Here is a 22,901-nt window from a genome sequence, read left to right as displayed (position 1 = left end):
ACTCTATAGCAACCATGCGCGTCCGATTGATCCGCATGCTCATCAAAACCCTGCCGCGATGTCCATGCTGTGGCGTCGGCGCAGCATCCAACGGACGTCGACGCCCATGACGCAGTAAGAATAGCACGTTCGGCCTCGCTTGGCCCTGGAATTTTGCCTCGGTGTTTCTCTCATCGGAGCCGACAAACTGCTCCTTCAGCGTCACCAAGTCGTCGGGTGTGAACATGACGACGACGGCCTGCGCCTTCTCCATCACCTCATCGAGGGCGTTACCGATAAACGGGTTGTTGCCGCGAGCCTCGCGAAGCACGTGATCCCATTCCTTCGGGTTAAGGCCGAGCGCTCGCAGGAAATCGAAGATGCTCTTGCGCAGGGCTTCGTCGCGGCCATGCACGACAAAGATGGTGTTATCCTTCACTCGCTTCTTCGTCGGCTTGTGCTTCGTCGAGACAGGCCGCCGGCGCGGCTCCAGAGCCGACCCGGGCGCTTCATCCGAGTCCCGGTGGTTGCGGCTGGCGTGAATGACGCCCCGGATTTCGGCGCGCTCCTCGGGCGTCGAGTAGCGGTTGATGTTGATCTGGCGCCGAGCAGCTAACACCAGTGCGGCATGGTGGCGGTCGAGCATAGTCTCGTTGGCGACGCGCGAGATGTGCGGGTAGACGGCGCGGGGTGTAATACCCATGTCGCGCGCGATGCGATCGATTAGATCCTGGTTGATTTGTGCCAATCAGGCCGCCTTCTTCTTGCGGGGCTTGCGGCCGCCCTTATTTTTCGCCCGGAAGCGGGCGAGCCTGACATAGCCGTCAGTAACGCCGACCAACGCGGCGATCTCGCGATCGGAGAAGCCGACGTTGCCAAGCCTCACCGAGGCGTCGTCGGCTTCCATGTCCTTGACGACGAGGAGACCTAGTAGCGCTGCGATCTTGTCAAGCGCCGCTGAGCCCCGTTGCTCGCCATCAGAGGCGACGGCTGCCGGCCTTCTTCTTGCTGATTTTCTTGCCATTACTCTTGTTCCTGCGAAGGCGCTTGAGTTCGGCCACCGATGCCGCCGTCGACCCGGCCGCTTCGGCAGCGTCTTTAGCCGGCAGGCCGAGCGTCTCTAGAAAGTCGACCCGTGCCAGCACGTCCTTGAATTTGTCGCGATCAATCTCGGTTACCTTCAATAATGCCAAGCGCGCCAGCGACCGCCCAATCACTGATAGCCAAGCCGTGTAATCCGGATCGGCAGCAGCCATGAAAACACCTGCGGTTGAGCGAATCGAGCAAGAATCGTGACGATTGCGGGTCCAGAACACAAGCGTTTGGCAGGCCTATCCGAGGGCTTTTATCGCGTTGTGCAACGCGTCCTTCTTAGGCTTGGCAACGCTTGAACAGCGCTGCCCCCGTTGGATGGGCTACAAATTGAGGGTACGGACCAAGGAAGTGAGGGGCGGTTCGGCAAAATGCCGATACGGTTTTGGTAGCGGGAGACCGCTACCGCCTTTCCCCACACGACGTAAATCTGCGATATTTCCTCCGATCGTCCGCCTGAACTCGGAAGCTTGTCGAGCAACCTAGTATATCAACGCCCGATGTTCCTGGAAGAATGCGCGCAGGGTCATAGGCTTCCGTTGCAGGATCCGCTCTGCCACATCGTTGAGCGATTGAAATGCACAATTTTCGGCCTCGTACTTGAAGAAGTCCCAAAGGTACTCCGCGACTCCCTTCCTGTTGTAACGCCTCTCCCAGATCCCGGTAAACTCTCGCAAGAACGTCTCCTTTGATCCGTCATGAGAGATCCGCTCGAGCAAAACATCGCTCAGGATTGCCGCGACGGCATCTGACGTGAGCAAATCATGACCGTTGTTGATGGTCAGAAACTGGTGCAGGTACCGACGATCGGGAGACAGCAATATGCGGGCCGCAATCTCCCCGACCTCCCGCGGATCGATGTATGGGATATAGCGTTGCGGCCACACCAGGGACTTGGTCCGCCGGGTAATTTCCGCAATCCTGATGAAATTATCCATGTAGGATGCCCCGATATTGAGATACGTGATCGGGAGTCCGCTCGCGCCCAACACCTCACGCGCGATGAAATGTTGCGTCGCCGTGCCACTCCCGAACTCACGCAGCCTCTGCGGAATTCGGTCGATCGTCTGTTCCGGCTCGTGCCCGACGATCCGAACGATATGTACCGCTGAAGCGACCGCTTTGATTGAAGCGACGAGATTGGTCATCGCAACCTGTTCGTCCAGGTAGGTTGGCGTGACGATGAATATCCCTTCCGCATCCCGGAGAGCATCGTCCAGCGATGCCCGGTCGAAGTAGTCGGCGCGACATACCTGCGCATCCGGAAATTCCTGCCCGAGGTTCTTCGTCGTTGCGGGATTGCTGGAGATGAGCCTCAGCTTCACGTGCGGAGCTTTGAAATGCAAAAACTTCGCAAGCGGCTTTCCGATGTGCGCATTGGCTCCGAAGACGGCGATCGTACCCGGGATTGGCTTGGTATCGAAGTTCATGGCTACCCTTTCCGCTGTGTGGCGACGGACATCACGTCGACGGTCGCAGCCAACGATTCATGTGATCAACGCGCCTCGGTCGCCGGCACGTTGGGGACACTGCTGAACTCGATATTCTCCAGCCGTCCGTTTCGTCGTTCGACGCGCCTGATGTAGATGGTCTGTACGATGTCCCTCGATCCATCGATCTCGATCGGGCCGCGCGGGCTGTCGAGTTTGAGGCCTTTCAGAAGCTCGACGGTTTTTTCCGGATCCAGCCGGCCATTCTGGGCCTCGGCAAGCTTGTAGATCGCGGCCATCGTGTCATAGGCGGCCACGGCGGCAAAACTGACGCGCTGCTTTCCTCCGGTCGAGGCTTCGAAATCGCGAACAAACGCCTTGTTCAACTCGCTCTCGTGCGCGGCGGAGTAATGCGAGGCCGTGACCATCCCGAGCGCAGCGTCCCCGAGCGCATCGATCGACACCTCATCGGTCTCACCGGTTCCGATGATCTTGACTCCTGAAGCCGAAAGGCCGGCCTCGTTGAACGCCTTCAGGAACAGAACCGGCAAATCGCCGCCGCCGGACGGAAGGAACACGAAAACAGCATCCGGCTTGGCTTCCTTGATGCGCTGGAGATAGGAACCGAAATCCGGATTGTTGAGCGGGACGCGGACCGATCCGACGATCTGGCCACCGGCCCGCTTGAATTCAGTCTGGAACGCCTTCTCGCCGTCCAGGCCCGGGCTGTAGTCGGCCACCAGCGAATAGACCGATTTGATGCCGCTGCTTGCTGCCCAGGACGCCAGCGGCACAGCCTGCTGAGGCACGCTAAAGGAAAACCGCGCGCCATAAGGCGCCTTCGGCAGAAAAGCGCTCGAACCGGCGTTCATGCTGAAGACCGGAATTTTGGCTTCGGTCGAAACTGCGGCAATGGCCATGGCGTTTGGCGTGAAGTCGATGCCGGTCAGAATGTCGACCTTCTCCCGCGTGACCAGTTCTCCGGCCAGCCGGCGCGCGACATCGGGAGCAGGACCCGTCGTATCCCGCCGGACGATCTCGACCTTGCGTCCGGCCACAACGTCGCCGTGGCGCTTCATGAACAAGTTGATGGCGGCATCGACCTGAGCGCCCGCGAGCGCAAACGGCCCGGAAAAGCAGTAGACCAGGCCTATACGCAACGGCGCCTGCTCTGCGATCGCAGCGGATTGCAGCAATACGCCCGCCGAGACGACCGCAATCGCGAAGCTCTTGATCATGGATGTCCTCCCTCAAGGAACGGTTCAGGTTCAATCGGTGCGTTATCGTCGTTTCATATTGACAGCACGGTGCGCACACCTTTGCCGGCGCGCAGCTCCGACATCGCGACATTGATTTCGGACAGCGGCCGTATGGCCGTCACCAGGGCCGCCAGATCGAGCCGCCCGGCGGAGCACAGAGCGAGGTACTTCGGAAGATCGCGCTGCGAATGACAATTGCCGAGAAAGGATCCCACGACGGATTTCTGGCGCATCACGAGGTCCATCGACGACATGCCGAGAGATTGCGGCTCACCGGTCACGCCGATCAGAACGACCTTGCCCCCTGCCCTCAGAATGCCGGATGCAAGCTGCGTCGTCTGCGTGGAAGACACGGTATCAAAGACGTAGTCGCATCCGATCCGCCCGGTTGCGGCCAGGACGCGCGTCATCAGATCGGCGTCGGCGGAATCGAGCGCAAGGGTCGCTCCCAACGCGACGGCCCGGTCCCGGCGTTCGGCCACAGGATCCAGTCCGATGATCGTCGCGGCTCCGGAGAGCACCAGTCCCTGGATCACGGCCAAACCTACGCCGCCCAGTCCAATGACCGCAGCCGTCGCACCCGGTTCGGTTTTCGCGACGTTCGTCACCGAGCCGATCCCGGTTTGAATGGCACATCCGACCACGGCCGCGGCATCGAGCGGCACCGCGTCCGGGACCAGCGCCACACCGGACGCCTCGACCAGCGCATATTCGGCAAACGCGCCAAGACGAAAGCCGCGCGTGATCGGCTTGCCCTCGTGCCACGCCCGCGGTTCGCCGCTACCGGGCGGCCCGGCCGTTTCTGCGCAGAGAACTGGTTCGTTGCGGACGCACCAGTAGCAATGTCCGCACGGAGGCCGCATCGAGAGCACGACGGGGGCGCCTTCCGCAAATCCGGTTACGCCCGGACCCAACGCCGCGATCGTTCCCGACGCTTCATGTCCGAGGATCGCGGGCGTCGGAAACGGCAACGTACCGTCGATGATGCTGAGGTCCGAATGACAAACGCCGCAATAGCGAATGCGAACGAGAACCTCACCGGGACGCGGATCGTCGATCTCGATCCCGTCGACGATGTCCAGCGCCCGGCCAGGCTGGGTGAATACCGCCGCCTGCATCGGTCTCATGCCTTCGCCCCCGCCGGGTGTTCGACCCGCATCACCCTTCGGATGCTGAATTCGTCAATTCCCCAATCGCCGAGTTCGTAGCCGAAGCCGCTGGCCTTGATTCCGCCGAATGGAATCTCCGGGTCGGGCGGAATGGCGTGGCTGTTGACGTAAAGACTCCCGGCCTCGAGTCGCGCAGCGACATCGATGGCGCGCTGCGGATCGTTCGACCACACTGATCCGCCGAGCCCGAATTCGGAGGCATTGGCTTGTGCAATGGCTTCCTCCGTCTCCGTGAACGGAAGCACCGGCAGAACCGGCCCGAACTGCTCCTCGACCACAAGACGCGCGTCCGCGGCTAGCCCCGTGACGATCGCGGGGCGCAGGAAATATCCGGGGAGATCTGGCAGCGCGTCGCCATCGTCGCACACGTTCGCACCAGCGGCTCTGGCCTCGTCCACCAGCCCCCGAATACGGTCGAATTGCATGCGGTTGTTGACGGGGCCCATTTGCGTGGTTGCGGCCGCGCCAACACCGACCCTCGTTTCCCGCGCCAGCCTCTGGAGCTTTTCGACGAGCTGCGGATAGACCCGCCGATGCACATACAGCCGCTTCACCGCGGCGCAGAGTTGACCGGCATTGGTGAAAGCGCTGGCAAACAGACGGGGCGCGACGAGATCGGGATCGGCGTCCTCCAGAACGATCGCGGCATCGTTGCCGCCGAGTTCCAGCGTCAGACGCTTCAGCGTCGACGCCGCCGATTGCATGACGCGGCGCCCTGTTGTGGTCGATCCGGTGAAGGATATTTTTGCGATTCCGGGATGAGCGACCAACGCCTCGCCGATATCGCCTTCACCGGTTATTGTGTTCAGCACACCCGCGGGCAACGCGCTACTGAACAGCTCGGCCAGCCTCAGCGTCGTCAGCGGGGTCGTCGGCGCCGGTTTGATGATGACGGTGTTGCCGCTCCACAGGGCCGGGCCGAGTTTCATGAACAGGATCGTGATGGGAAAATTCCAAGGGACAATCAGTCCAACCACCCCGACCGGCGCACGCAGCACGGTGACACGATCCGCATTGGTGTCGCGGATGATCTCAGGTCGCGTCGTCCGCGCGGCATAGTGCCGGCAAATCCGGCTGGCGATCCTCACCTCTCCGGCAGCCGACACCACCGGCTTGCCTTGTTCGAGGCTCAGCAGCCGCGCCAGTTCATCGACATGCCGGTCGAGAATATCGGCACAATTTGCGAGTGCCTCGCGGCGCAACGCCTCGTCCCGCGACCATTGACCTTTCAATACCGCCGTTGCGGCAGTGACGGCATCGTCGAGGTCGAAAGCCGTCGACAGTGGCGCACGCCCGACGATTTCGAGCGTCGCCGGGTTGAAAACCGAATAGGCGGAGGAACCGCGGACATGTTTTCCTCCACTGAGGTTGTGAAGGTCCCGCATCTGCGATTCATTGTTGGACATGACCGGCATCGTTACATCCCCTCAACGGCCGAACCGCACGGGCAACCGCGCCGGTGCGCGGATGACCGTCCTGGCCCAGGGGATATCCTCCGGCGAACAGGCAAGGCGCATCTCCGGATGAGCTTTCAGGGCGCGTGTGATGCCGGTTTGCGCCTCGAGCCGGGCCAGATGCAATCCGAGACAGAAGTGAGCGCCATAGCCAAACGCGAGATTCTGCGACGGCTTGCGACTGATGTCGAAACGATCGGGATCCGGAAACCGCACCGCATCGCGATTGCACCCCGCTATCAGCACTTGAACGAAACTCCCGCGCGGAATCGTGAGGCCTCCGATGTCGACGTCTTCCGCGGTGGCACGCATGGTCGTCCTGTGCACCGGACCGTCGTAGCGCAAGACCTCCTCTATCGCCTGCTTGATCAAGTCCGGCTGACCGGCGAGCCGCGTCATCTGCTCCGGATGCTGCATGAATTGGAGCAACGCGTTGCCGATCAATCCGACCGTGGTCTCATGCCCGGCGATCAGCATCAGATACGACATGCTGACGAGCTCGTCCTCGGTGAGCGCATCATTGGTAAGGCGTGCGGCGATCATCGCCGACAGGACATCGGGCTGGGCATCCGGCGCCGCGCCGTCATCCACCAGCTTTCGTTTCGCGGCGATCAGGTCGGCAAGATATTGCATCAGAAGATTGAGGCTCTGCTGCTGATCCGCGTGACCCGGCGACATCGCCTTCGTCGCCCAGTCACGAAAGTTCGATCGGCTGTCGTCCGGGACGCCGAGCAATTCGCAGATCATGGTGATGCCGATCGGATAGGCGAATTCACCGATCATGTCGGCATCTTCGCGCCCGACGAGTCGCGACAGGAGGTCGTCGACCAGGGCTTCGACGCGCAGGCGGAGCAACTCGATGCGACGGGGCGAAAACGCCATGTTGACCAGGTTGCGCAACCGCGTGTGGTCCGGCGGGTCCGTGTTCAGGAGATTGCCTGATTTGGCCCCGGAGATCGGAAAGCCCGAGCCTGGTCCGGACAGCCCGCTCTTCTTGAGCGCTTCCTGCATGTTGATCGAGCTCTTCGAAAAGCGGGCGTCACGCAGCACGGCGATCGCGGTGTCCCATTGGGTAATGCCGTACACTTCCACGCCGAGATGGGTCCGCAACCGCACGACGGGGCCCATTGCGGCGAGCTCGGCATAGAGCGGATGCGGATTGAGCATCGCTTCGAAGTTCGGAACGTCGATCAATTCACCGTCCACATGCAGGCCGTTCACCTGGTTCATGATTGTCCTCCCGCTGTGATGCCATCGGGCTCTCGGCGTACTTCGCCACCGGATCGTTGACCTTGAAGATTCGACCCGCTCCGGAGTCCGATCAGATCGTCGAGCAACCGGGCATTGTTGAGCAGGTCATTGCTGGAGCCGGAGTACGCCACCCTGCCCCGGTCGAGAACGAGCGCGGCCTCCGTCAGCCGCAGGGCAAACTTCACGCGCTGCTCGACGAGAATGATGGCCTGCCCTTCCTCCTCGACGAGGCGACGGATGCAATCGCCGACCTCCTTCACGACGATCGGCGCCAGCCCTTCCAAGGGCTCATCCAGCAAGAGCAGCGTGGGATTGGTCATCAGGGCCCGCGCAATGGCGAGCATCTGCTGTTCGCCGCCGGAGAGCTGTCCGCCCAGATTGCGCTGTCGTTCCTTGAGCCGCGGAAACAGGCCGTAGACACGATCGAGCGTCCAGGCGCCCTTGCGGTCCGCGATCGCCAGATGCTCGGCGACCGTCAGGCTCGGAAACATCAGCCGTTCCTGCGGCACCCACCCCAACCCCTGCCAGACGCGCGCATACGGCGTCGTTCCGCTGATATCGCGGTCATTGAAGCGGATGACGCCGCTGCGCTGGCGCGCATGCCCGAGCAGCGTACGGAACAAGGTCGACTTTCCGACGCCGTTGCGACCCAACAATGCCAGCGACGAGCCGGCTGCGAGCGAAAAGCCGATGTCCTCAATGATGATGGACTCGCCGTAGCCGGCGCAAAGCGATTCGATATGGAGAAGAACCCGCTTACTCGTCATCTTCGTCGCCCAAATAGACCCGACGCACATCGGGATCGGAGGCGATCTCGGCCGGCACGCCCTCTCGAAACGACTCGCCGGCGACAAGAACGGTGATCTTCTCAGCGAAGCGGAACACGAGCTCCATGTCGTGCTCGATGAACAGCACCGCGACATCCCTCGGCAGATTTTCGATCGCTGAGAACAGCGCCTCGCTATCCTGCGCCGGGACGCCGGCCGCCGGTTCGTCCAGCAGCAGAACCTTGGGGCGCGCTGCGAGAGCCAGCACGATCTCGGTCAAGCGTTGCTGACCATAGGCCAACTCGCCCATCTGGCGGTCCGCAACTCCGGTCAATCCAAAGCGTCCGAGAAAGTCCCAGGCTTCCTCCGCCTGGGGCTTGCAGCCCGACAGCAGGCGGGATGGATTTCGCAACAGGCGTTCGCGCCGGCATACCGCAAGGACCACGGCCTCGAACGCGGTGAGGCGCGGGAAAATGGTCGACACTTGAAACGTCCGCGACAGGCCTTTCCAGACCCGCTCCGCCGCCGGCAACCTGGTGATGTCCTCGCCGTTCAGCCAAACCCTGCCGCTTGACGGCTTCAGCACGCCCGTCAGCAAATTGACCAGCGTGCTTTTGCCGGCGCCATTCGGGCCGATCAGCGCGTGCCGCGCACCGGCCTCGATGCGGAGATCGAGATTGTTGGTCACGCGAAGCGCGCCGAAGCTCTTGCACAACCCTTGGGTGAAAAGCACGGGATCGGTCATGCCGCCTCCCATCGCCGGACGGCCCGCGCCTGAAGGCGTTGCGACAGGCCGACCAGGCCGTCGTTGGCGAACAGCACCACCATGACGATGATGAGCCCGAGCCAGAAGTACCAGTAGACCGGATCGAGAGCGGACAGGACATCCCGTGCGACGAGATACACGGCAGCCCCGACCAGCGCGCCGTAAAGCGTTCCGACACCACCCAGGACGAGCATGATGAGGACCCCGGCCGAACGCTCGAAGCTGAGGACCTCCAGCGCGACAAAGGAGGTTGTCTGGGTCAGCAGCGCGCCGGCGAGGCCGGCAATGGCCGACGACAGGGTGAATATGGCGATCACCATCAACCGTGGCGATATGCCGAGCGCGACCGCTCTGCGTTCGTTTTCGCGCATCGCCTCGAGCGCCAGACCGACCGGGGAATGCACCAGCCGGCGAACGAGCAGAAAAACGATGAAAGTGACGCACAGGCCGTACCAGAACGCCGTATGGCCCGAGAGGCCGAACCTGAAGACACCGAACAGGGGCCACAGAGCAATATCCGAGAGCCCATCGTCGCCGCCGGTCAGACCCGACCATCGATTGGCAAATTCACGCAACAGCAGACCGAGCGTCAGCGTCACCATGAGAAAGGCGGTTGTTCTGAGCCGGCTCAGAAAGAGGCTGCACACCAGGCCGAAAACACCTGCAACAATCCCCGACAGCAGCAATCCCGAGATCGGCTCGCCCCAGCCCATCTGCCCCAGAAGTCCCGCCGTATAGGCACCGAGGCCGAAGAACGCCGCGTGTCCCAGCGATGGCATGCCGCCAAAGCCGAGCAGCAGGTCGAGCGACAATGCAAAAAGACCAGCGATCAGAATTTGACTGATCAGCACCAGATAGCCGGGGAACAGGAAATAGCTGGCGACCACGAACGACCAGAAGACGAACTCGGCGGCGCGCCAGCGGCTGCGCTCGGCAAGCAGCCTGACCGGTTCGAGCGATCTGAGGGCGACCATCGTCATGTCGCAGCTCTCCCGAACAGCCCTTGCGGATGCCAGAACAGGATCACCGCGGCGAGGGCGAAGATGGTGAAAGCGCCCGCCTCCGGCACATAATACTTGCTGAAGACGTCGCAGATCCCGAGCAAGAGCGCTGCGATCAGCGTTCCCCAGATCGACCCGGATCCGCCGACCGTCACGACGATGAGAATGAACACGAGATAGCGGAGCGGAAAGGACGGATCGAGCCCCAGCAAATTGACGCTCAGCGCACCGCCGGTGCCGGCAATGCCACATCCCACGGCGAACACCAGCGTGAACAGGCGATCGACGTTGATGCCGCAACTCATCGCCATCTGCCGGTTGTCGACGGCAGCCCGAACCTGCGCGCCGAGATTCGATCGCTCGAACACCAGCGCCAACAGGCCCGTCATTGCGCCCCCCACCAGAAGGAGGAACAGGCGGTATGAACTGACCTCGAACAGGCCGAGGGACAGGCGCGCGTTCAGATAGGCCGGCATCTGAAGGGGTTGCTGTCCCGCGCCCCACAGATAGGTCGCGATCGCAACCGATATGAACACCAGCCCGATGGTCAGGAGAACCTGATTGAGTTCACCGGCGGAATATAACCGGCGAAACAGCAGACGCTCAAACCCGGCTCCCACGAGCGCGCAGACGACGAATGCCGCGGGAATCGTGGCCAGAAACGGCCAGCCGAAACCCTTCATCAGCGCGACGACGAGATAGCCGCCGAACATCACGATCGAACCATGCGCCAGATTGGTGAAGCCCATCAGGCCCATCGTGATTGACAATCCACATGCGATCAGGAACAGCACGATGCCGTAGGCGACGCCGTTGAAGATCAGCTCGAGGACACTCGCGATCATCATGTCCACAGGTCCATTCGCTTCGGTGTGACATCCCCGGCGGCCGGCCCGACCTGCTCCTGCATGGCGTCGTAGGCAAAGATCATGCTGCGCGCCGGGCTGACCGCGGCCACGTCGCGACCGCCGGCGTGTGCGGCCATCCGGCCGTCTCGCGCCTGCTGTTCTGGTCCGTCATGCAGATGGAAGGTCTGGGCGTTGCGCCGCGCAAGCGCCTGGATTTCGGATGCGCGCGGCTTGCGGATGGCCTCGTAACGCTTCAATGCATCCTCGACACTGAGGTCCGGCACAGAGCTGAGACAGGCTGCCAGCACAGCGCCGTCTTCAATCGCCTGGGCTGCGCCCTGCGCCATGTAAGGAAGCATGGGATGGCAGGCATCGCCGAGCAGCGTCGCGCGCCCCAGCGTCCATGACGGAAGCGGATCGCGATCGAACAAGGCCCATTTGTAGATATCGTCGACAGCACGCAGGATTGCGTGAAGCTGCGGATGCCAGCCCTCGTAGTATTGCTGAGCTTCAGCTACGTCGCCGCGATCGTTCCAGGATTCGCGCTGCCAGGCCGCCTGCTCGACGACCGCGACGAAGTTCAGGTAGCGTCCACCCGACACAAAATAGTGGACGAAGTGGCCGCCGGGGCCCATCCAGTTGGTGGATTTCCGCTCGATACCGAGATCTGCGATGCGTTCGACCGGAACGACGCCGCGATAGGCGACGTTGCCGGAGAACCTGGGCTGTTCTGCCCCGAACAACTCGCGCCGGACCGCAGAATGAATCCCGTCCGCCCCGACCACCACGTCGGCCTCGACCGTAGAACCACCCTCGAACATCACCTCGACGCGGTCGTCGTGCTGCACGAGGCCGATACATCGCCGTCCCATATGCAAACAGTGCTGCGGGATCGCGCCGCTGATGATGTTGAGCAGATCGGCGCGGTGAACATGATAATAAGGTGCGCCGAAGTCGCGCTCCATTGCCGGGCCAAGCTGCTCCCGGGAAAGGATACGGCCATCATCCCAGCGCCGGGCTTCGGTCATCGAGGGCCTGACGGCAATCGCCTCGAGCTGCTGAGCCAGGCCATAGACGTTGAGCAGCCGGCTCGCATTTGGCGAAATCTGGATGCCGGCGCCAACCTCGCCCTTCACCGGCACCTGCTCATAGACATCGACAATGCAGCCGACGCGCTGCAAGGCCAACGCCGCTGAGCATCCGCCAATACCTCCACCGATCACCGCAACGCGCAGACCGCTCATGTCTTGCTCCGTGTCCGCATCGGTTGACGGTCAGTTTCGCTTGCTGCTCCGGTGTCCGGGACGGCGAATGTCCCGTTGGCGACGGCGGCAATCTGCGTGTCATCGGCGGCGCGCAATTCTGCATGGACGAAGGCGAGCGAACGTCCGGCACGGCGCACCCGCGCCTGGCATAAGACATCGCTCGACTTGATTGCGCGCATGAACGACATCGCGATATCGACCGTCGCGACAGGACGGAAGCCGCCAAAATGCGCAGCCAGCGCCAGCACCATCGTGGTATCGGCCATGGCCGTCATGGCCTGACCGGATACAATGCCGCCGATACGCGAAAGCCTGGCCTCCGCCGGCAGACGCATCGTGATTCCGTCACTGCCGATCTCTTCGACCGAAAGGTTGAGATCCTGAACCCAGGGCGCGAACGCATCCGCCAGGATGGCCGAGAGATTCGCCTTTGTGAGGCCGGTCGTCGCCGCGTTGTCAGAGGTCATGGAAGCGCTCCTTGCTGCCGGCCATGGCAAGCAGGCGCGACGGCGGAACGAACCTGTCGCCGCACGTTTCCGCCAGAGCTTCGCATTCCTTTGCGAACGGCCCGGCCCCGATGCCGTCGACATAGGACAGCACTCCGCCGTGATGGGCCGGGAACGCCCAGCCGAGCACCGAGCCGAGATCGGCGTCGGATGCATTCGCGATGATGCCGTCCTCCATCGCGCGTATGGTTTCGATCGCCTGGATATGCAAAAGGCGGCGCTGAATTTCCTGCACATCCGATCCCGCCTTTTTCGCCGGGTATTCGGCGGACAGGCCGGACCAGACGGCACGGCTGCCGTCGGAGCCGTAATCATAGATTCCCGCCGATGCCTTGCGGCCCGGTCGCCCCAGCCGATGGCTGAGACGATTGAGCACTTCGAGCGAGCGTGCGTGATGATCCAACTCCCGGTCTGGACCGGCGACGCTGCCGAGAATGTCATAGAGGAGGTCGAGCGAGGTCTGGTCGGCCATCGCCAACGGCCCGATCGGCATGCCTGCGGCCAGTGCAGCATTGTCCACGACCTGCGGGGGCACGCCCTCGGACAGCAGAAGCAGAGCCTCGCGCGTGTAGGATGCCACCACGCGGCTGGTAAAAAAGCCGCGGCCATCGCGAACGATGATCGGGGTTTTTCCCATGAGCTTGGCGACGTCGAGCGCACGGGCGAGCGTTGCATCGGTGGTTTGCGGGCCACGGATAACCTCAAGCAGCGGCATCCTATCGACGGGCGCGAAGAAGTGCATGCCGATCAAATTGCCGGGACTTGACGAGGCGCCCGCGAGATTGGAGATCGGCAGCGTTGACGTGTTGGTGGCGATCAGCGCATTGGCCGGAAGCACCGCAGCCGCCCGGCTAATCACATCACGCTTGACGGATTCGATTTCGACGACCGCCTCGAACACGGCATCGCAACCTGCCAGACTGGCAACATCCGTCGTGGTTCCGACCAACGACATGAGCTGGTCGAGCTTGGCCTGTGACAACGCACCGCGCTCGACCGCTTTGAGCCCGTTGCGGTGCAGTTGATCGCGAGCTTTCCCGAGCCGCTCTTCGGAAACATCCACCAGCGTCACCGCTACGCCGGCCCGCGCCAGGCAATAGGCGATACCGTTGCCCATCAGGCCAGCGCCGATCACGCCCGCCCGGACGGGTTCGAACTTCGCGACATCCTTGGGGCGTGCCTTGAGATTGCGGGCGGCGTTGGCCGCATAATACTGCGTGCGGATCTTGTTCTTGGCCGAGCGTGACGATGCCACGGTTGCGAAATGCGTGGCTTCGATCCGCAATCCGGCGTCGATTCCGCGCTCGAGTCCGTGATGCAGGACCTGGAGGACCGCGCCAGGTGCCGCATCCGCCACCAATGTCTTGCGGCGCAGTGCGGGCCAGGCCGCGGAGAAGAAGTTGCGGCCTTCCGGCGACTGCGGATGAAAGCCGGGAAGCACGTAGTGCTTTCGATCCCACGGCTGGACCGCCTCCGGCGCCGACGCGATCCAGCGCCGCGCCGCATCCATGAACGCCGTCCGATCGACGAGTTCATCGATCAGGCCGATCTTGAGCGCCTCGTGAACATCGACCGGACGCCCCTCCATCAGTAGCGGCATCGCGCGTGCGATCCCGATCAGGCGGGGCAACCGCTGCGTTCCGCCCGCTCCGGGGATCAGGCCGAGGGTGACCTCCGGGAACGCAAGCCGCAGAGTCGGATCGTCAACCGCGATGCGACGGTGGCAAGCCAGGGCAACTTCCAGTCCGCCACCCATCGCGGAGCCGTTCAGAGCGGCGACGAAAGGCTTGCCGCTGGTCTCAATGCGGCGAAGGCACCGCCCGATCTCACCGACCAGAGCCGCCGCTTCGGCTGGAGTTTGTGCCTGCCGAAGTTCGTCGAGATCACCGCCGGATATAAAATCCCTCTTCGCCGACGTGATGATCACGCCCTTGACCGAGGCATTCCCGATCGCTTCCGCAACAGCAGCAACAAAGGCCGCGATCGCTGCGCGGTTCTTGATGTTCACCGGAGAATTCGGCGCATCCCAGGTGATGACGGAGATGCCGGTCTCTGGCTCGAAAGCTGTCTGAATCATCGCCTGGTCTTTCACATCCGCTCGATCAGAGTTGCGACGCCCATGCCAAGGCCCGTGCACATCGTCGCGATGCCGAACTGCTTGTCTTGACGGTGGAGCTCATCTGCCAGCGTGCCGATCAGGATCGATCCCGTCGCTCCGATGGGGTGACCGAGCGCGATGGCGCCGCCGACTGGATTCACCTGGCCGTGTGCGGCGCCCGTCGCCTCCATGAAGTAGAGCACGACCGACGCGAAGGCCTCGTTGACCTCGAACAGATCGACATCCGCGAAGGTGAGACCGGCACGATCGAGGCAGCGCTGGCTCGCTTCCGCCGGTGCCGTCAGCATGATGCAGGGGTCGATGCCGATCTGCGACATGGCGCGAATGCGCGCGCGCGGTTTCAGGCCAAGTTTTTCGCCGGCGGCAGCGGATCCGATCAGCATGGCGGCGGCGCCGTCGGCGATGCCGGAGGAGTTGCCGGCGTGGTGAACATAATCGAGGCGATCGACCTCCGGATAGCGATGCTTGACGGTGGTCTCGAAGCCCGCCTTTCCAAATCCAGCAAACGACGGACGCAGCTGCGCCAGCCGCTCGATAGTCGTGTCCGGCCGGATCAGTTCGTCATGCGTCAAGGCGATGTCGCCGTTCTGGTCGGCGACAGGCACGATCGAACGGTCGAACCAGCCGCTCGAGCTCGCAACATGCGCGCGACGATGCGACTCGGCGGCGAATGCATCGACATCGGCGCGCGAATAGCCGTGAAGGGTTGCGATCAGATCGGCCGATACGCCCTGCGGCGTTAGCCAGGACGCGTCGTTGAAGAAGATGTCGCTGGCCATCGGGCCACCGGTCCCCAGCATCGGCACCAGCGACATCATTTCGATGCCGCCGGCGATGACCAGATCGGCCTGCCCTGCCTGTACTTTCGCCGCGGCGATATTGACGGCTTCCAGACCGGAGCCGCAGAATCGCGCAACCGTCGTTCCCGGGACCCTCTCGCTAAAGCCAGCGGCGAGCACCGCTGAGCGCGCGATATTGGCGCCTTGATCATGGACACCTTCGGCACAGCCGAGAATGACGTCCTCGATCTGCGACGTATCGAGGCCGTTTCGGTTCTCCAGCGCGCGCAAGGTCGTCGCCATCAGATGCAGCGGCGACAGATGATGCAGCGCACCGTCTTTCTTGCCCTTACCACGGGGAGTCCGGACAGCATCGAAAATGATGGCCTCTGCGCCGCCATGCGCACGGACGTCCAATTTAGCCGGCATAGCTTTCTGCCTCCTCGCGCAATTTGGCTTTGTTGACCTTGCCAAGGCTGCTGAGCGGCAGCGGCTCAGCCCGAATGTCCCAGCTTTTCGGGCATTTGTAGCCGGCGATCAGATCGCGACAGCGCGCCTCGAGGTCGCGTTGCAGCTCGGCACTTTCGACATCGGATCGGCGCACGACCACGGCGTGAACCCGTTCGCCCCAGCGCTGGTCCGAAAGCCCGATCACGGCGCACGCGGTCACCGACGGATGCGCCGCGATGACGTTCTCGACTTCGGCGGAATAGATATTTTCGCCACCCGATATGATCATGTCCTTGAGCCGCTCGACGATGGTCACGAAGCCGTCCGCGTCCATCACCCCGACGTCGCCGCTGTGAAGCCAGCCACCTCGCAACGCGCGCGAGGTCGCGCCGGGATCGTTCCAATAGCCGCGCATGGTCTGGAGCCCCCGGATGGCCACCTCGCCCGCTTCGCCGCGCGGACGCTCAGTGCCATCGGGTGCAACAATCCTGATTTCGGCGAATGGCATCGCCTGACCGACGGATCGCAGCCGGCTCGCGTCAACACCGCTGACGTGGAAATCCGGCGGAAGCGACGCGCACGCGCCGCAGGTCTCCGTCATTCCGTAGAATTGCCGAAATTTCGCGTTTGGCAGCCGTGCAAGCAGCCGGTGCAGCAATGGCGCCGGGATCGGCGCACCGCCATACGCCACCGTCCGTACCGCAGCCAGTGCAACCGCCATGTCGCGCGATCCGCCTTCGGCGGCATCAAGCAAGGTCGCAAGCATGGTCGGAACAAGATTGATCTCCGTCACGCCGTCTTGGCGGATTTTCCGCAAGCAAGCGTCGGCCTCAAACTGCGAAAGAAAACTGTGAGCTCCCGCGGCGAACGTGACCGCGTGGCCGATGCCGCAATCCGCCAGATGAAACAGCGGTGTGGCGTGCAAATAGACGCTGTCCGAGCGTAGCTCCAGCGAACTCTGCATCGCGGCAGCCTGGCTGAGAAAATTCAACCGCGAGAGAACGACACCCTTGGGACGCCCGGTGGTTCCACCGGTAAAATAGATGCCGGCCGTGTCATCCGCCCTGTCCTCCGACTGATCCTCGATTGCCTTCTGCGACGCGAGCCAGTCATAGGACGAGTCGCCACGCGCTTCCGGGCCGGAGAACCAGATGACGCGCCGCAATGCCGGTACGTTGTTTGCGACATCACGGACAACGCGCTCGAATTGCGGGTCGGCGACAATCATGCAGGCAGAAGCGGCACCGACAATATAGGAGATCTCGTTTGAGGAGAGCCGGTAGTTCACCGGAACGAGAACGCCACCCGCCCATAGAACCGCGTATTGCAGTTCCAGAAAACTCGCATGATTCACGGCGAGAATGGCGACTCGCTCACCGGGCTGCAATCCGAGGGCAGCGAGCCCTCCCGCAACGCGGGAAACGCGATCGGCAAACGCACTCCATGACGTGCGGACGGCACCGTCAACCACCGCGGGGCCCCGCGCGTTGATCTGGGCGGCGCGCCGAACGGTCGAGGTCAGCGACATGCAAGCCTCGCCGAAGCCGGAACGGACATGGCCCGCGCCGCATGCCGTTGGCGGGCACGCGTCTTCCAGCAAGGAAGGCGACTGGGCGACTTTGCCGTCGATGGCTGCATCACGTCTCCTCTGAATGGTCTCTTGATTTTGGCCATGGCTAACATGCCTCTTCTGGAAATGAAAGTGAAATCATCTTCACTTTTGTGAATTTTTGCGGTTCACTGCCCCCAACGCGGCGCTGCCATCGCAACCGCAACCCGAACCAGCGCGCCAAGTCACCCTGTGCCGGAAGCCATGACAATGAGGGAAGTATTTTGGATGAGCGACAAAATATGGCACAAGCTCGCCATCCCGTTTTCATCAGATCAGGACAGTTCGCGGTGAAGCCAGCCATCAAGGAAGCAGCAGGGGCTTTAAAAAAGACTCGCCTGCCCCGGCAAAGCGAACTGCCGCTGGCGAAGACCGCGCAACCCATTGGGGCCGGGTCGCGAGCCAGCAGCGACTTGCCCGCGAAGAAGGGCGACCGCACCAGACTTCAAATCAAGGCCGCCGCGCGCGTGATCTTTGCGAGGGATGGCTTCCTGAACTCGACGATTGCCGAAATCATGAAAGAAGCGCAGCGGTCGATCGGCGTATTCTATCGCTACTACAAATCAAAGGATGAGTTGCTGCTGGAACTCACCGAGGAGTTTCGGCAGAAGCTGCTTCAACAGATCCATCTGCCGCTGCGACCGAATCAGGATCCAATCGATAACTTCGAGGAAAAGCTCGGCATCTTCTGGCAGCTCTATATGGAAGACTGGCCGATCGTAAATTCGGCACTACAGATGTCGATGGTCGATGAAGCCTTCGCGAAACGCTGGCATGATCTCCGCCAACAAGGCATCGGCGCCATCGCGCACATTATCGGCAAAGCCAGGAAGCTCGGCTACTGCCCGACGATCGACCCACATTACGCGGCATCCGCTTTGTGTTCGATGCTGGAATTCACCTGCTACAACTGGACATCTCGCTGGGGAGATTTTGCCGGCGCGAAGATGAGCAAAACCGCCGCCATACAGACGTTGAAACAGATCGCCTCCCATTCCATCGCATGGCGCTCGCCCACCTGATGCGGAGCGTCGCCCTCGGGTCGGAGCGCCGAGACTGTGTCGTGATCCTCAGAACCGGGCTTACTACTGGGCCGCGCGACGAGGCTACGTTCGCTTTGTTCCGTTGGCAACTAAGTCAACGCGGCGGCGCCAGACGTCGCATAGGGCCGATTGCTGATCTCGAACATTAGAAATCTCTGGCGGCTTGCGCCCAAGGAGCGCTCTCTCATGTGCTCATTCGCCACTGCTCGGCCACGCCCGGCTATTCGGCGGCGTTCGCCGTTTTCCTCACTCGCTTCATGCGGCTGGCGTCGAGACGCAGAACCTCGGCAAGACTGTCTGCGATGTTCCGACGACCGAGAGCATTTAACATCGCTGTCTCAGCGTCGGTGGCGACCTCCGCAAAAAACTCGTTGATATTGGCGCTGATCCTGCATTGGGCCGGAATATCCTCCCGGCCGACAAGGAGCTTCTTGTCCTCCATCACTGCAAGATAGAGGTCCCGCAACGTGATCTGCTCGGGCGCCCGGCCGAGGTGAAGGCCGCCGCCCTTGCCGATCGATGCCACGAGCATGCCTTCGCGAGTCAACGGGATCAGCAACTTGCGAATGAAACTCGGATTGGTGGCCAAACCTTCCGCCAAAGTTCGGCTGGTGCACCGGAAGCCATCCTGATCGGCGAGGGCCACGCTCAGCACCATCTGGAGTGCGGTCGAAAAGCGTAGATCAATCATTAGCTTACCTTGCCATAGCCGTGCAATCGCACACATTTCTGTGATAATGTATCCGAGATGATTGCATTTTAGTTTTTGAATGTATCATATATCGGTGCATTTTAGAAGAGGCGGTCTATCGCATCCGAGACGGCCGTCCAGGAGCACAATTGGTCCACCGTCCAAATGAAACTCTCTGACCCTCTCGACATCCTGTTCAAGCCCACTCGGATCGGTGGTCTCGAGCTGCGCAACCGCATCGCGATGGCCCCGATGACCCGCGCCATGTCGCCCGGAGGCGTGCCGGGTGAGAATGTCGCCCGCTACTATCGGCGGCGAGCCGAGGGCGGCGTCGGCCTCATCATTACTGAAGGCACGTTCATTCCTCATGCCAGCGCGGGACACGATGAAAACGCCCCCCGCATCTACGGAGATGACGCTCTCGACGGATGGCGGCGCGTGGTTGAGCACGTGCACGACGCGGGAGGGCGGATCTTCGCGCAGCTCTGGCACGTCGGGCTGGTGCGCAAGCCGCAGGTCGACGGGGTGGGGCGTCTCTATGACGGTGGTCCAGGCAGCGACGACCGCTTCAGCCCTTCCGGCATCATCGGAGGAAACGGTCTGCCTCTCGAACGGGTCGGGCGGCCGCCAACCCCTGACGACATTCGCGGCGCGATCGAGGCCTACGGCGCAGCAGCGCGCACCGCAAAGGCGTCGGGCTTTGACGGCGTCGAAATTCACGGCGCGCATGGCTACCTCATCGATCAGTTTCTCTGGGATCAAACCAACCTGCGCGAGGACGCGTATGGCGGCGACATCGGCCGCCGAACCCGTTTCGCGGCCGAGGTCATTCAGGAGATCCGCGCGAATGTCGGGCCGGATTTCCCGGTGGTGCTGCGGCTGTCGACCTGGAAGCAACAGGATTATGGCGCGCGGCTCGCGGCCAGCCCGGACGAATGGGCTGCTATCGTTCGCCCGCTCGCGAGCGCCGGCGTCGATGCATTCCATCTGTCTCAGCGTCGATATTGGGAAGGTGAGTTCGGCACGGAGGCAAATCTCGCGACGTGGACGAAGCGGCTGACGGGAAAGCCGACGATCACCGTTGGCTCGGTCACGCTCAACAACTCGATGGCCGAGATGATGCGCGGTGAGGGCAGCTTGCCCGAAAACAATCTCGTCCCGCTGCTCGCAGGGCTGGAACGCGGAGACTTCGACCTTGTGGCGGTGGGAAGAGCGCTGATCGCCAACCCGGATTGGCCGCACCGTGTCCGAAACGGCACGCCTTTGATCCCTTACAGCCTCAGCATGCTTCAGACCCTCGTCTGACGTCCTTCTCTCGTCGCGCAGGAAAACCATCATGTCCAGTCAAGACTCAAGACCCAACATCATTCTCGTGACCGGTGGCGGCCGTGGTCTCGGCCGCAACACGGCGATATCAGCTGCAAGAAGCGGCTTCGACGTCGTCATCACGTATCATAGCAACGGAGATGCAGCGGCCGAGGTCGTGGGCGAGATTGAAGGGCTCGGCCGCAAGGCGGTCGCGTTGCGATTGGACACCACTGACGTTGGCTCTTTCGACGCCTTCGCCGCCGCTTTGCGCAGCGAGCTCGGTCGGCTCGGACACGAGAACATCCACGCTCTCGTCAACAATGCGGGCATCGGACTGGATGCCCCATTTGCGACGACGTCGGAAGAGCTCTTTGATCGCCTTGTCAACGTCCACTTCAAGGGCGTGTTTTTCCTGACGCAAAAGCTCCTGCCGATCATCGCCGATGGCGGTCGCATCGTGAACTTGTCGAGCGGCCTTGCGCGGGTCGCTCTGCCGGGCTTTGCCGTCTATGGAGCCCTGAAGGGTGCGATCGAGGTGCTCACGCGCTATCTCGCGAAGGAGCTTGGTGAGCGTAAGATAGCCGTGAATGTCGTCGCGCCCGGCGGAATCGAAACGGATTTCGGCGGAGGGGCGCTGCGCGACATCCTTGAGGTGAATGCTTTCATCGCGTCGCAGACAGCTCTGGGGCGCGCCGGGGTGCCCGACGATATCGGACCCGTTATCGCGGCGCTGCTGTCACCCTCTCATCGTTGGATCAACGCTCAGCGTATCGAAGTGTCCGGGGGATGGGTGCTCTGAACCTCAGCGTGGTGCTTGCCTGATGGCTATTGCAAGAGATTTGCCTGCTTCCAGCAACACCGCGCACCGGCTGCGAAGCGCACATCAAATCCAGACCTGGGAAGTCGTAACACCATTGGACCGTAAATTGCCGGCTTACCCAGTGGGGCCGCATGACCCAAACAGGTCTCTTTGGCAACCTTCACTCTGGAATGGAGATCACGCCTAGCGACTCCTGCTGCTCCAGCCGCCGCTGTTGAGTGACATCTTCCGTAGAAGTACGGGGCAAAGTCCCGCGTCCGGACCCGAGAACTCGCCCTGGATTTCCCCGGCTAAGCGTACCTCAGGCGTTGCCCGATACCAAGAAGCTCTCCCTTCTTCAGCATCGCATGCCCGAGCGCAATATCGCTCAGAGAGAGGCCGCGGTGCCAAAGCAAGATGGTCTCGTCTTCGCTTTCCCGGCCAGGCTTCAGCCCGGCGACAATCTGGCCGAGTTCGGCGTAGAGTGATTCTTCGGACAGCTTTCCGGCCTCAACATGCGCCCGAAGACTTCCAAACTTTCCGGACTTGCACTGGCCCCAATCGTCAACCACGAGCTTGCTCATGATATCCGTCAGAGACAGTTCGACCGCGCTCATGGTCCCATAGGGAACGACGAAGGCTCCGCTCTTAATCCAGCTCGTAAGGAGCATCGGTTCAGGTTCGACAAGGCGCGACGCTTCAACGACGATATCTGCCCCTTCAACGCAAGCCCGCCAATCTTCGGTCGCAACCACTTTTTTCCCGAGGTCTCGACTTAATCGCTCCGCGAACCCATTCCGGCTCTCCGGTCGCCTTGAATGGACACGAATTTCATCGAAGGCGAAGAGGTGGTCCAACAGGCGGACATTCCAGTACGCGGTGCCTCGCGCCCCGATGTGCCCCAGTATCTTCGAATTCTTCCGAGCTAGATATTTGGCGCCTATTGCCGTCACAGCTCCCGTCCGCATGTCCGTTATGCCGCTCGCGTCCATGATGGCTCTCGGCACACCGTTGCGCGGGTCGAACAGCAGAAGCACTCCGAATTCCGAAGGCATTCCAAACTTGTAGTTATCGACGAAGTCACCAACAATCTTCACGCCTGCGGCGTTGTTGGCGGTGCCGAGAACGCCTCGAAGAACGTTGAAATGGCCGTCAGCCAACTTTGGTTCGAGATGAACACGCGGCTCAATAACCGCCTCCCCGCGGCCTTGTCTCGCGAGACCCGACTCAATCGCGTCCAGAACCTCTTGATCGGACAGTTTCAGCGCCTCGATGTCCTGGCGATTCAGATAAGTGAGATAGATTGGATCCATGAG

General features: G+C 62.0%; 22 protein-coding genes. 3 read left to right on the top strand and 19 right to left on the bottom strand.

All coding sequences use genetic code 11. From position 1 onward, the window contains the following. The 17 genes from FXB40_RS04845 to FXB40_RS04770 form a co-directional block, all read right to left on the bottom strand. On the bottom strand, window positions 1–727 hold a 727-nt coding region (locus FXB40_RS04845; RefSeq protein WP_148771054.1), incomplete at its 3' end, for a TIR domain-containing protein. Then, window positions 728–886 (bottom strand): hypothetical protein, encoded by a 159-nt coding sequence (locus FXB40_RS47680; RefSeq protein WP_187436671.1) that lies wholly within the window; start codon window positions 884–886, stop codon window positions 728–730. A gap of 70 nt (window positions 887–956) precedes the next feature. Further along, entirely contained in the window at window positions 957–1,235 is a 279-nt protein-coding gene (locus FXB40_RS04840) for a hypothetical protein (RefSeq protein WP_148771053.1), read from the bottom strand. A gap of 318 nt (window positions 1,236–1,553) precedes the next feature. Continuing rightward, window positions 1,554–2,501, bottom strand: coding sequence for an NmrA family NAD(P)-binding protein (locus tag FXB40_RS04835; protein ID WP_148771052.1), 948 nt, complete (start codon window positions 2,499–2,501; stop codon window positions 1,554–1,556). A gap of 65 nt (window positions 2,502–2,566) precedes the next feature. Beyond that, window positions 2,567–3,739: an ABC transporter substrate-binding protein gene (locus FXB40_RS04830; RefSeq protein ID WP_148771051.1), complete on the bottom strand. Its 1,173-nt coding sequence runs from the start codon at window positions 3,737–3,739 to the stop codon at window positions 2,567–2,569. A gap of 53 nt (window positions 3,740–3,792) precedes the next feature. Continuing rightward, complete coding sequence (locus tag FXB40_RS04825) at window positions 3,793–4,887, bottom strand: alcohol dehydrogenase catalytic domain-containing protein (protein ID WP_148771050.1); 1,095 nt, start codon at window positions 4,885–4,887, stop codon at window positions 3,793–3,795. Continuing rightward, window positions 4,884–6,335 (bottom strand): aldehyde dehydrogenase family protein, encoded by a 1,452-nt coding sequence (locus tag FXB40_RS04820; protein ID WP_210352126.1) that lies wholly within the window; start codon window positions 6,333–6,335, stop codon window positions 4,884–4,886. Before FXB40_RS04820 ends, FXB40_RS04825 begins: the two co-directional genes overlap by 4 nt. A gap of 21 nt (window positions 6,336–6,356) precedes the next feature. After that, the gene (locus FXB40_RS04815) at window positions 6,357–7,613 is read right to left on the bottom strand and encodes a cytochrome P450 family protein (protein WP_148771049.1); all 1,257 of its coding nucleotides are present in this window, start codon (window positions 7,611–7,613) and stop codon (window positions 6,357–6,359) included. After that, on the bottom strand, window positions 7,610–8,401 hold the full coding sequence (locus FXB40_RS04810) for an ABC transporter ATP-binding protein (RefSeq protein ID WP_148771048.1): 792 nt from the start codon (window positions 8,399–8,401) through the stop codon (window positions 7,610–7,612). Before FXB40_RS04810 ends, FXB40_RS04815 begins: the two co-directional genes overlap by 4 nt. Then, window positions 8,391–9,146 carry an ABC transporter ATP-binding protein gene (locus FXB40_RS04805; RefSeq protein WP_148771047.1) on the bottom strand — a complete coding sequence of 252 codons (756 nt, stop codon included), beginning with the start codon at window positions 9,144–9,146 and terminating at the stop codon, window positions 8,391–8,393. The genes FXB40_RS04810 and FXB40_RS04805 overlap by 11 nt, the downstream gene beginning before the upstream one ends. Further along, entirely contained in the window at window positions 9,143–10,147 is a 1,005-nt protein-coding gene (locus tag FXB40_RS04800; RefSeq protein ID WP_210352125.1) for a branched-chain amino acid ABC transporter permease, read from the bottom strand. Before FXB40_RS04800 ends, FXB40_RS04805 begins: the two co-directional genes overlap by 4 nt. Then, entirely contained in the window at window positions 10,144–11,016 is an 873-nt protein-coding gene (locus tag FXB40_RS04795) for a branched-chain amino acid ABC transporter permease (protein ID WP_246207376.1), read from the bottom strand. Before FXB40_RS04795 ends, FXB40_RS04800 begins: the two co-directional genes overlap by 4 nt. After that, a complete protein-coding gene (locus FXB40_RS04790) occupies window positions 11,013–12,260 on the bottom strand; it encodes an FAD-dependent monooxygenase (RefSeq protein WP_246207375.1) in 1,248 nt (415 codons plus the stop codon). The genes FXB40_RS04795 and FXB40_RS04790 overlap by 4 nt, the downstream gene beginning before the upstream one ends. Further along, window positions 12,257–12,748, bottom strand: coding sequence for a PaaI family thioesterase (locus tag FXB40_RS47675; RefSeq protein ID WP_187436670.1), 492 nt, complete (start codon window positions 12,746–12,748; stop codon window positions 12,257–12,259). Before FXB40_RS47675 ends, FXB40_RS04790 begins: the two co-directional genes overlap by 4 nt. Continuing rightward, window positions 12,738–14,864, bottom strand: a complete 2,127-nt coding sequence (locus tag FXB40_RS04780) for a 3-hydroxyacyl-CoA dehydrogenase NAD-binding domain-containing protein (RefSeq protein ID WP_148771046.1) — start codon at window positions 14,862–14,864, stop codon at window positions 12,738–12,740. Before FXB40_RS04780 ends, FXB40_RS47675 begins: the two co-directional genes overlap by 11 nt. An 11-nt stretch (window positions 14,865–14,875) precedes the next feature. After that, entirely contained in the window at window positions 14,876–16,114 is a 1,239-nt protein-coding gene (locus tag FXB40_RS04775; protein WP_148771045.1) for an acetyl-CoA C-acetyltransferase, read from the bottom strand. Then, the gene (locus FXB40_RS04770) at window positions 16,104–17,663 is read right to left on the bottom strand and encodes an AMP-binding protein (protein WP_148771044.1); all 1,560 of its coding nucleotides are present in this window, start codon (window positions 17,661–17,663) and stop codon (window positions 16,104–16,106) included. The genes FXB40_RS04775 and FXB40_RS04770 overlap by 11 nt, the downstream gene beginning before the upstream one ends. Window positions 17,664–17,986: 323 nt before the next feature. Here FXB40_RS04770 and FXB40_RS04765 point away from each other — a divergent pair, with 323 nt between their 5' ends. Then, a complete protein-coding gene (locus FXB40_RS04765; protein WP_148771043.1) occupies window positions 17,987–18,766 on the top strand; it encodes a TetR/AcrR family transcriptional regulator in 780 nt (259 codons plus the stop codon). Between the two features lie 241 nt (window positions 18,767–19,007). On the opposite strand, the gene FXB40_RS04760 is transcribed toward FXB40_RS04765, so the two are convergent. Further along, on the bottom strand, window positions 19,008–19,478 hold the full coding sequence (locus FXB40_RS04760; protein ID WP_148771042.1) for an RrF2 family transcriptional regulator: 471 nt from the start codon (window positions 19,476–19,478) through the stop codon (window positions 19,008–19,010). A 165-nt stretch (window positions 19,479–19,643) separates the two neighbouring features. Here FXB40_RS04760 and FXB40_RS04755 point away from each other — a divergent pair, with 165 nt between their 5' ends. Continuing rightward, entirely contained in the window at window positions 19,644–20,783 is a 1,140-nt protein-coding gene (locus tag FXB40_RS04755; RefSeq protein ID WP_148771041.1) for an NADH:flavin oxidoreductase, read from the top strand. A gap of 31 nt (window positions 20,784–20,814) precedes the next feature. After that, window positions 20,815–21,585 (top strand): SDR family NAD(P)-dependent oxidoreductase, encoded by a 771-nt coding sequence (locus FXB40_RS04750; protein WP_148771040.1) that lies wholly within the window; start codon window positions 20,815–20,817, stop codon window positions 21,583–21,585. Between the two features lie 311 nt (window positions 21,586–21,896). Here FXB40_RS04750 and FXB40_RS04745 read toward each other — a convergent pair whose 3' ends face one another. Beyond that, the gene (locus FXB40_RS04745) at window positions 21,897–22,898 is read right to left on the bottom strand and encodes an ornithine cyclodeaminase family protein (RefSeq protein ID WP_148771039.1); all 1,002 of its coding nucleotides are present in this window, start codon (window positions 22,896–22,898) and stop codon (window positions 21,897–21,899) included. Window positions 22,899–22,901 lie beyond the last annotated feature (3 nt).

The sequence above is a fragment of the Bradyrhizobium rifense genome, assembly GCF_008123425.1.
GTDB classification, from domain to species: domain Bacteria; phylum Pseudomonadota; class Alphaproteobacteria; order Rhizobiales; family Xanthobacteraceae; genus Bradyrhizobium; species Bradyrhizobium rifense.
The sequence above is the reverse complement of the archived record's forward strand: the minus strand, read 5'-3'. Positions and strand labels throughout refer to the sequence as shown.

Excerpts from the sequence above, each read along its gene's own strand:
- FXB40_RS47680 (WP_187436671.1), bottom strand. The coding sequence starts at position 886 with ATGGAAGCCGACGACGCCTCGGTGAGGCTTGGCAACGTCGGCTTCTCC.
- FXB40_RS04840 (WP_148771053.1), bottom strand. The coding sequence starts at position 1,235 with ATGGCTGCTGCCGATCCGGATTACACGGCTTGGCTATCAGTGATTGGG.
- FXB40_RS04835 (WP_148771052.1), bottom strand. The coding sequence starts at position 2,501 with ATGAACTTCGATACCAAGCCAATCCCGGGTACGATCGCCGTCTTCGGA.
- FXB40_RS04830 (WP_148771051.1), bottom strand. The coding sequence starts at position 3,739 with ATGATCAAGAGCTTCGCGATTGCGGTCGTCTCGGCGGGCGTATTGCTG.
- FXB40_RS04825 (WP_148771050.1), bottom strand. The coding sequence starts at position 4,887 with ATGAGACCGATGCAGGCGGCGGTATTCACCCAGCCTGGCCGGGCGCTG.
- FXB40_RS04820 (WP_210352126.1), bottom strand. The coding sequence starts at position 6,335 with ATGTCCAACAATGAATCGCAGATGCGGGACCTTCACAACCTCAGTGGA.
- FXB40_RS04815 (WP_148771049.1), bottom strand. The coding sequence starts at position 7,613 with ATGAACCAGGTGAACGGCCTGCATGTGGACGGTGAATTGATCGACGTT.
- FXB40_RS04810 (WP_148771048.1), bottom strand. The coding sequence starts at position 8,401 with ATGACGAGTAAGCGGGTTCTTCTCCATATCGAATCGCTTTGCGCCGGC.
- FXB40_RS04805 (WP_148771047.1), bottom strand. The coding sequence starts at position 9,146 with ATGACCGATCCCGTGCTTTTCACCCAAGGGTTGTGCAAGAGCTTCGGC.
- FXB40_RS04800 (WP_210352125.1), bottom strand. The coding sequence starts at position 10,147 with ATGACGATGGTCGCCCTCAGATCGCTCGAACCGGTCAGGCTGCTTGCC.
- FXB40_RS04795 (WP_246207376.1), bottom strand. The coding sequence starts at position 11,016 with ATGATGATCGCGAGTGTCCTCGAGCTGATCTTCAACGGCGTCGCCTAC.
- FXB40_RS04790 (WP_246207375.1), bottom strand. The coding sequence starts at position 12,260 with ATGAGCGGTCTGCGCGTTGCGGTGATCGGTGGAGGTATTGGCGGATGC.
- FXB40_RS47675 (WP_187436670.1), bottom strand. The coding sequence starts at position 12,748 with ATGACCTCTGACAACGCGGCGACGACCGGCCTCACAAAGGCGAATCTC.
- FXB40_RS04780 (WP_148771046.1), bottom strand. The coding sequence starts at position 14,864 with ATGATTCAGACAGCTTTCGAGCCAGAGACCGGCATCTCCGTCATCACC.
- FXB40_RS04775 (WP_148771045.1), bottom strand. The coding sequence starts at position 16,114 with ATGCCGGCTAAATTGGACGTCCGTGCGCATGGCGGCGCAGAGGCCATC.
- FXB40_RS04770 (WP_148771044.1), bottom strand. The coding sequence starts at position 17,663 with ATGTCGCTGACCTCGACCGTTCGGCGCGCCGCCCAGATCAACGCGCGG.
- FXB40_RS04765 (WP_148771043.1), top strand. The coding sequence starts at position 17,987 with ATGGCACAAGCTCGCCATCCCGTTTTCATCAGATCAGGACAGTTCGCG.
- FXB40_RS04760 (WP_148771042.1), bottom strand. The coding sequence starts at position 19,478 with ATGATTGATCTACGCTTTTCGACCGCACTCCAGATGGTGCTGAGCGTG.
- FXB40_RS04755 (WP_148771041.1), top strand. The coding sequence starts at position 19,644 with ATGAAACTCTCTGACCCTCTCGACATCCTGTTCAAGCCCACTCGGATC.
- FXB40_RS04750 (WP_148771040.1), top strand. The coding sequence starts at position 20,815 with ATGTCCAGTCAAGACTCAAGACCCAACATCATTCTCGTGACCGGTGGC.
- FXB40_RS04745 (WP_148771039.1), bottom strand. The coding sequence starts at position 22,898 with ATGGATCCAATCTATCTCACTTATCTGAATCGCCAGGACATCGAGGCG.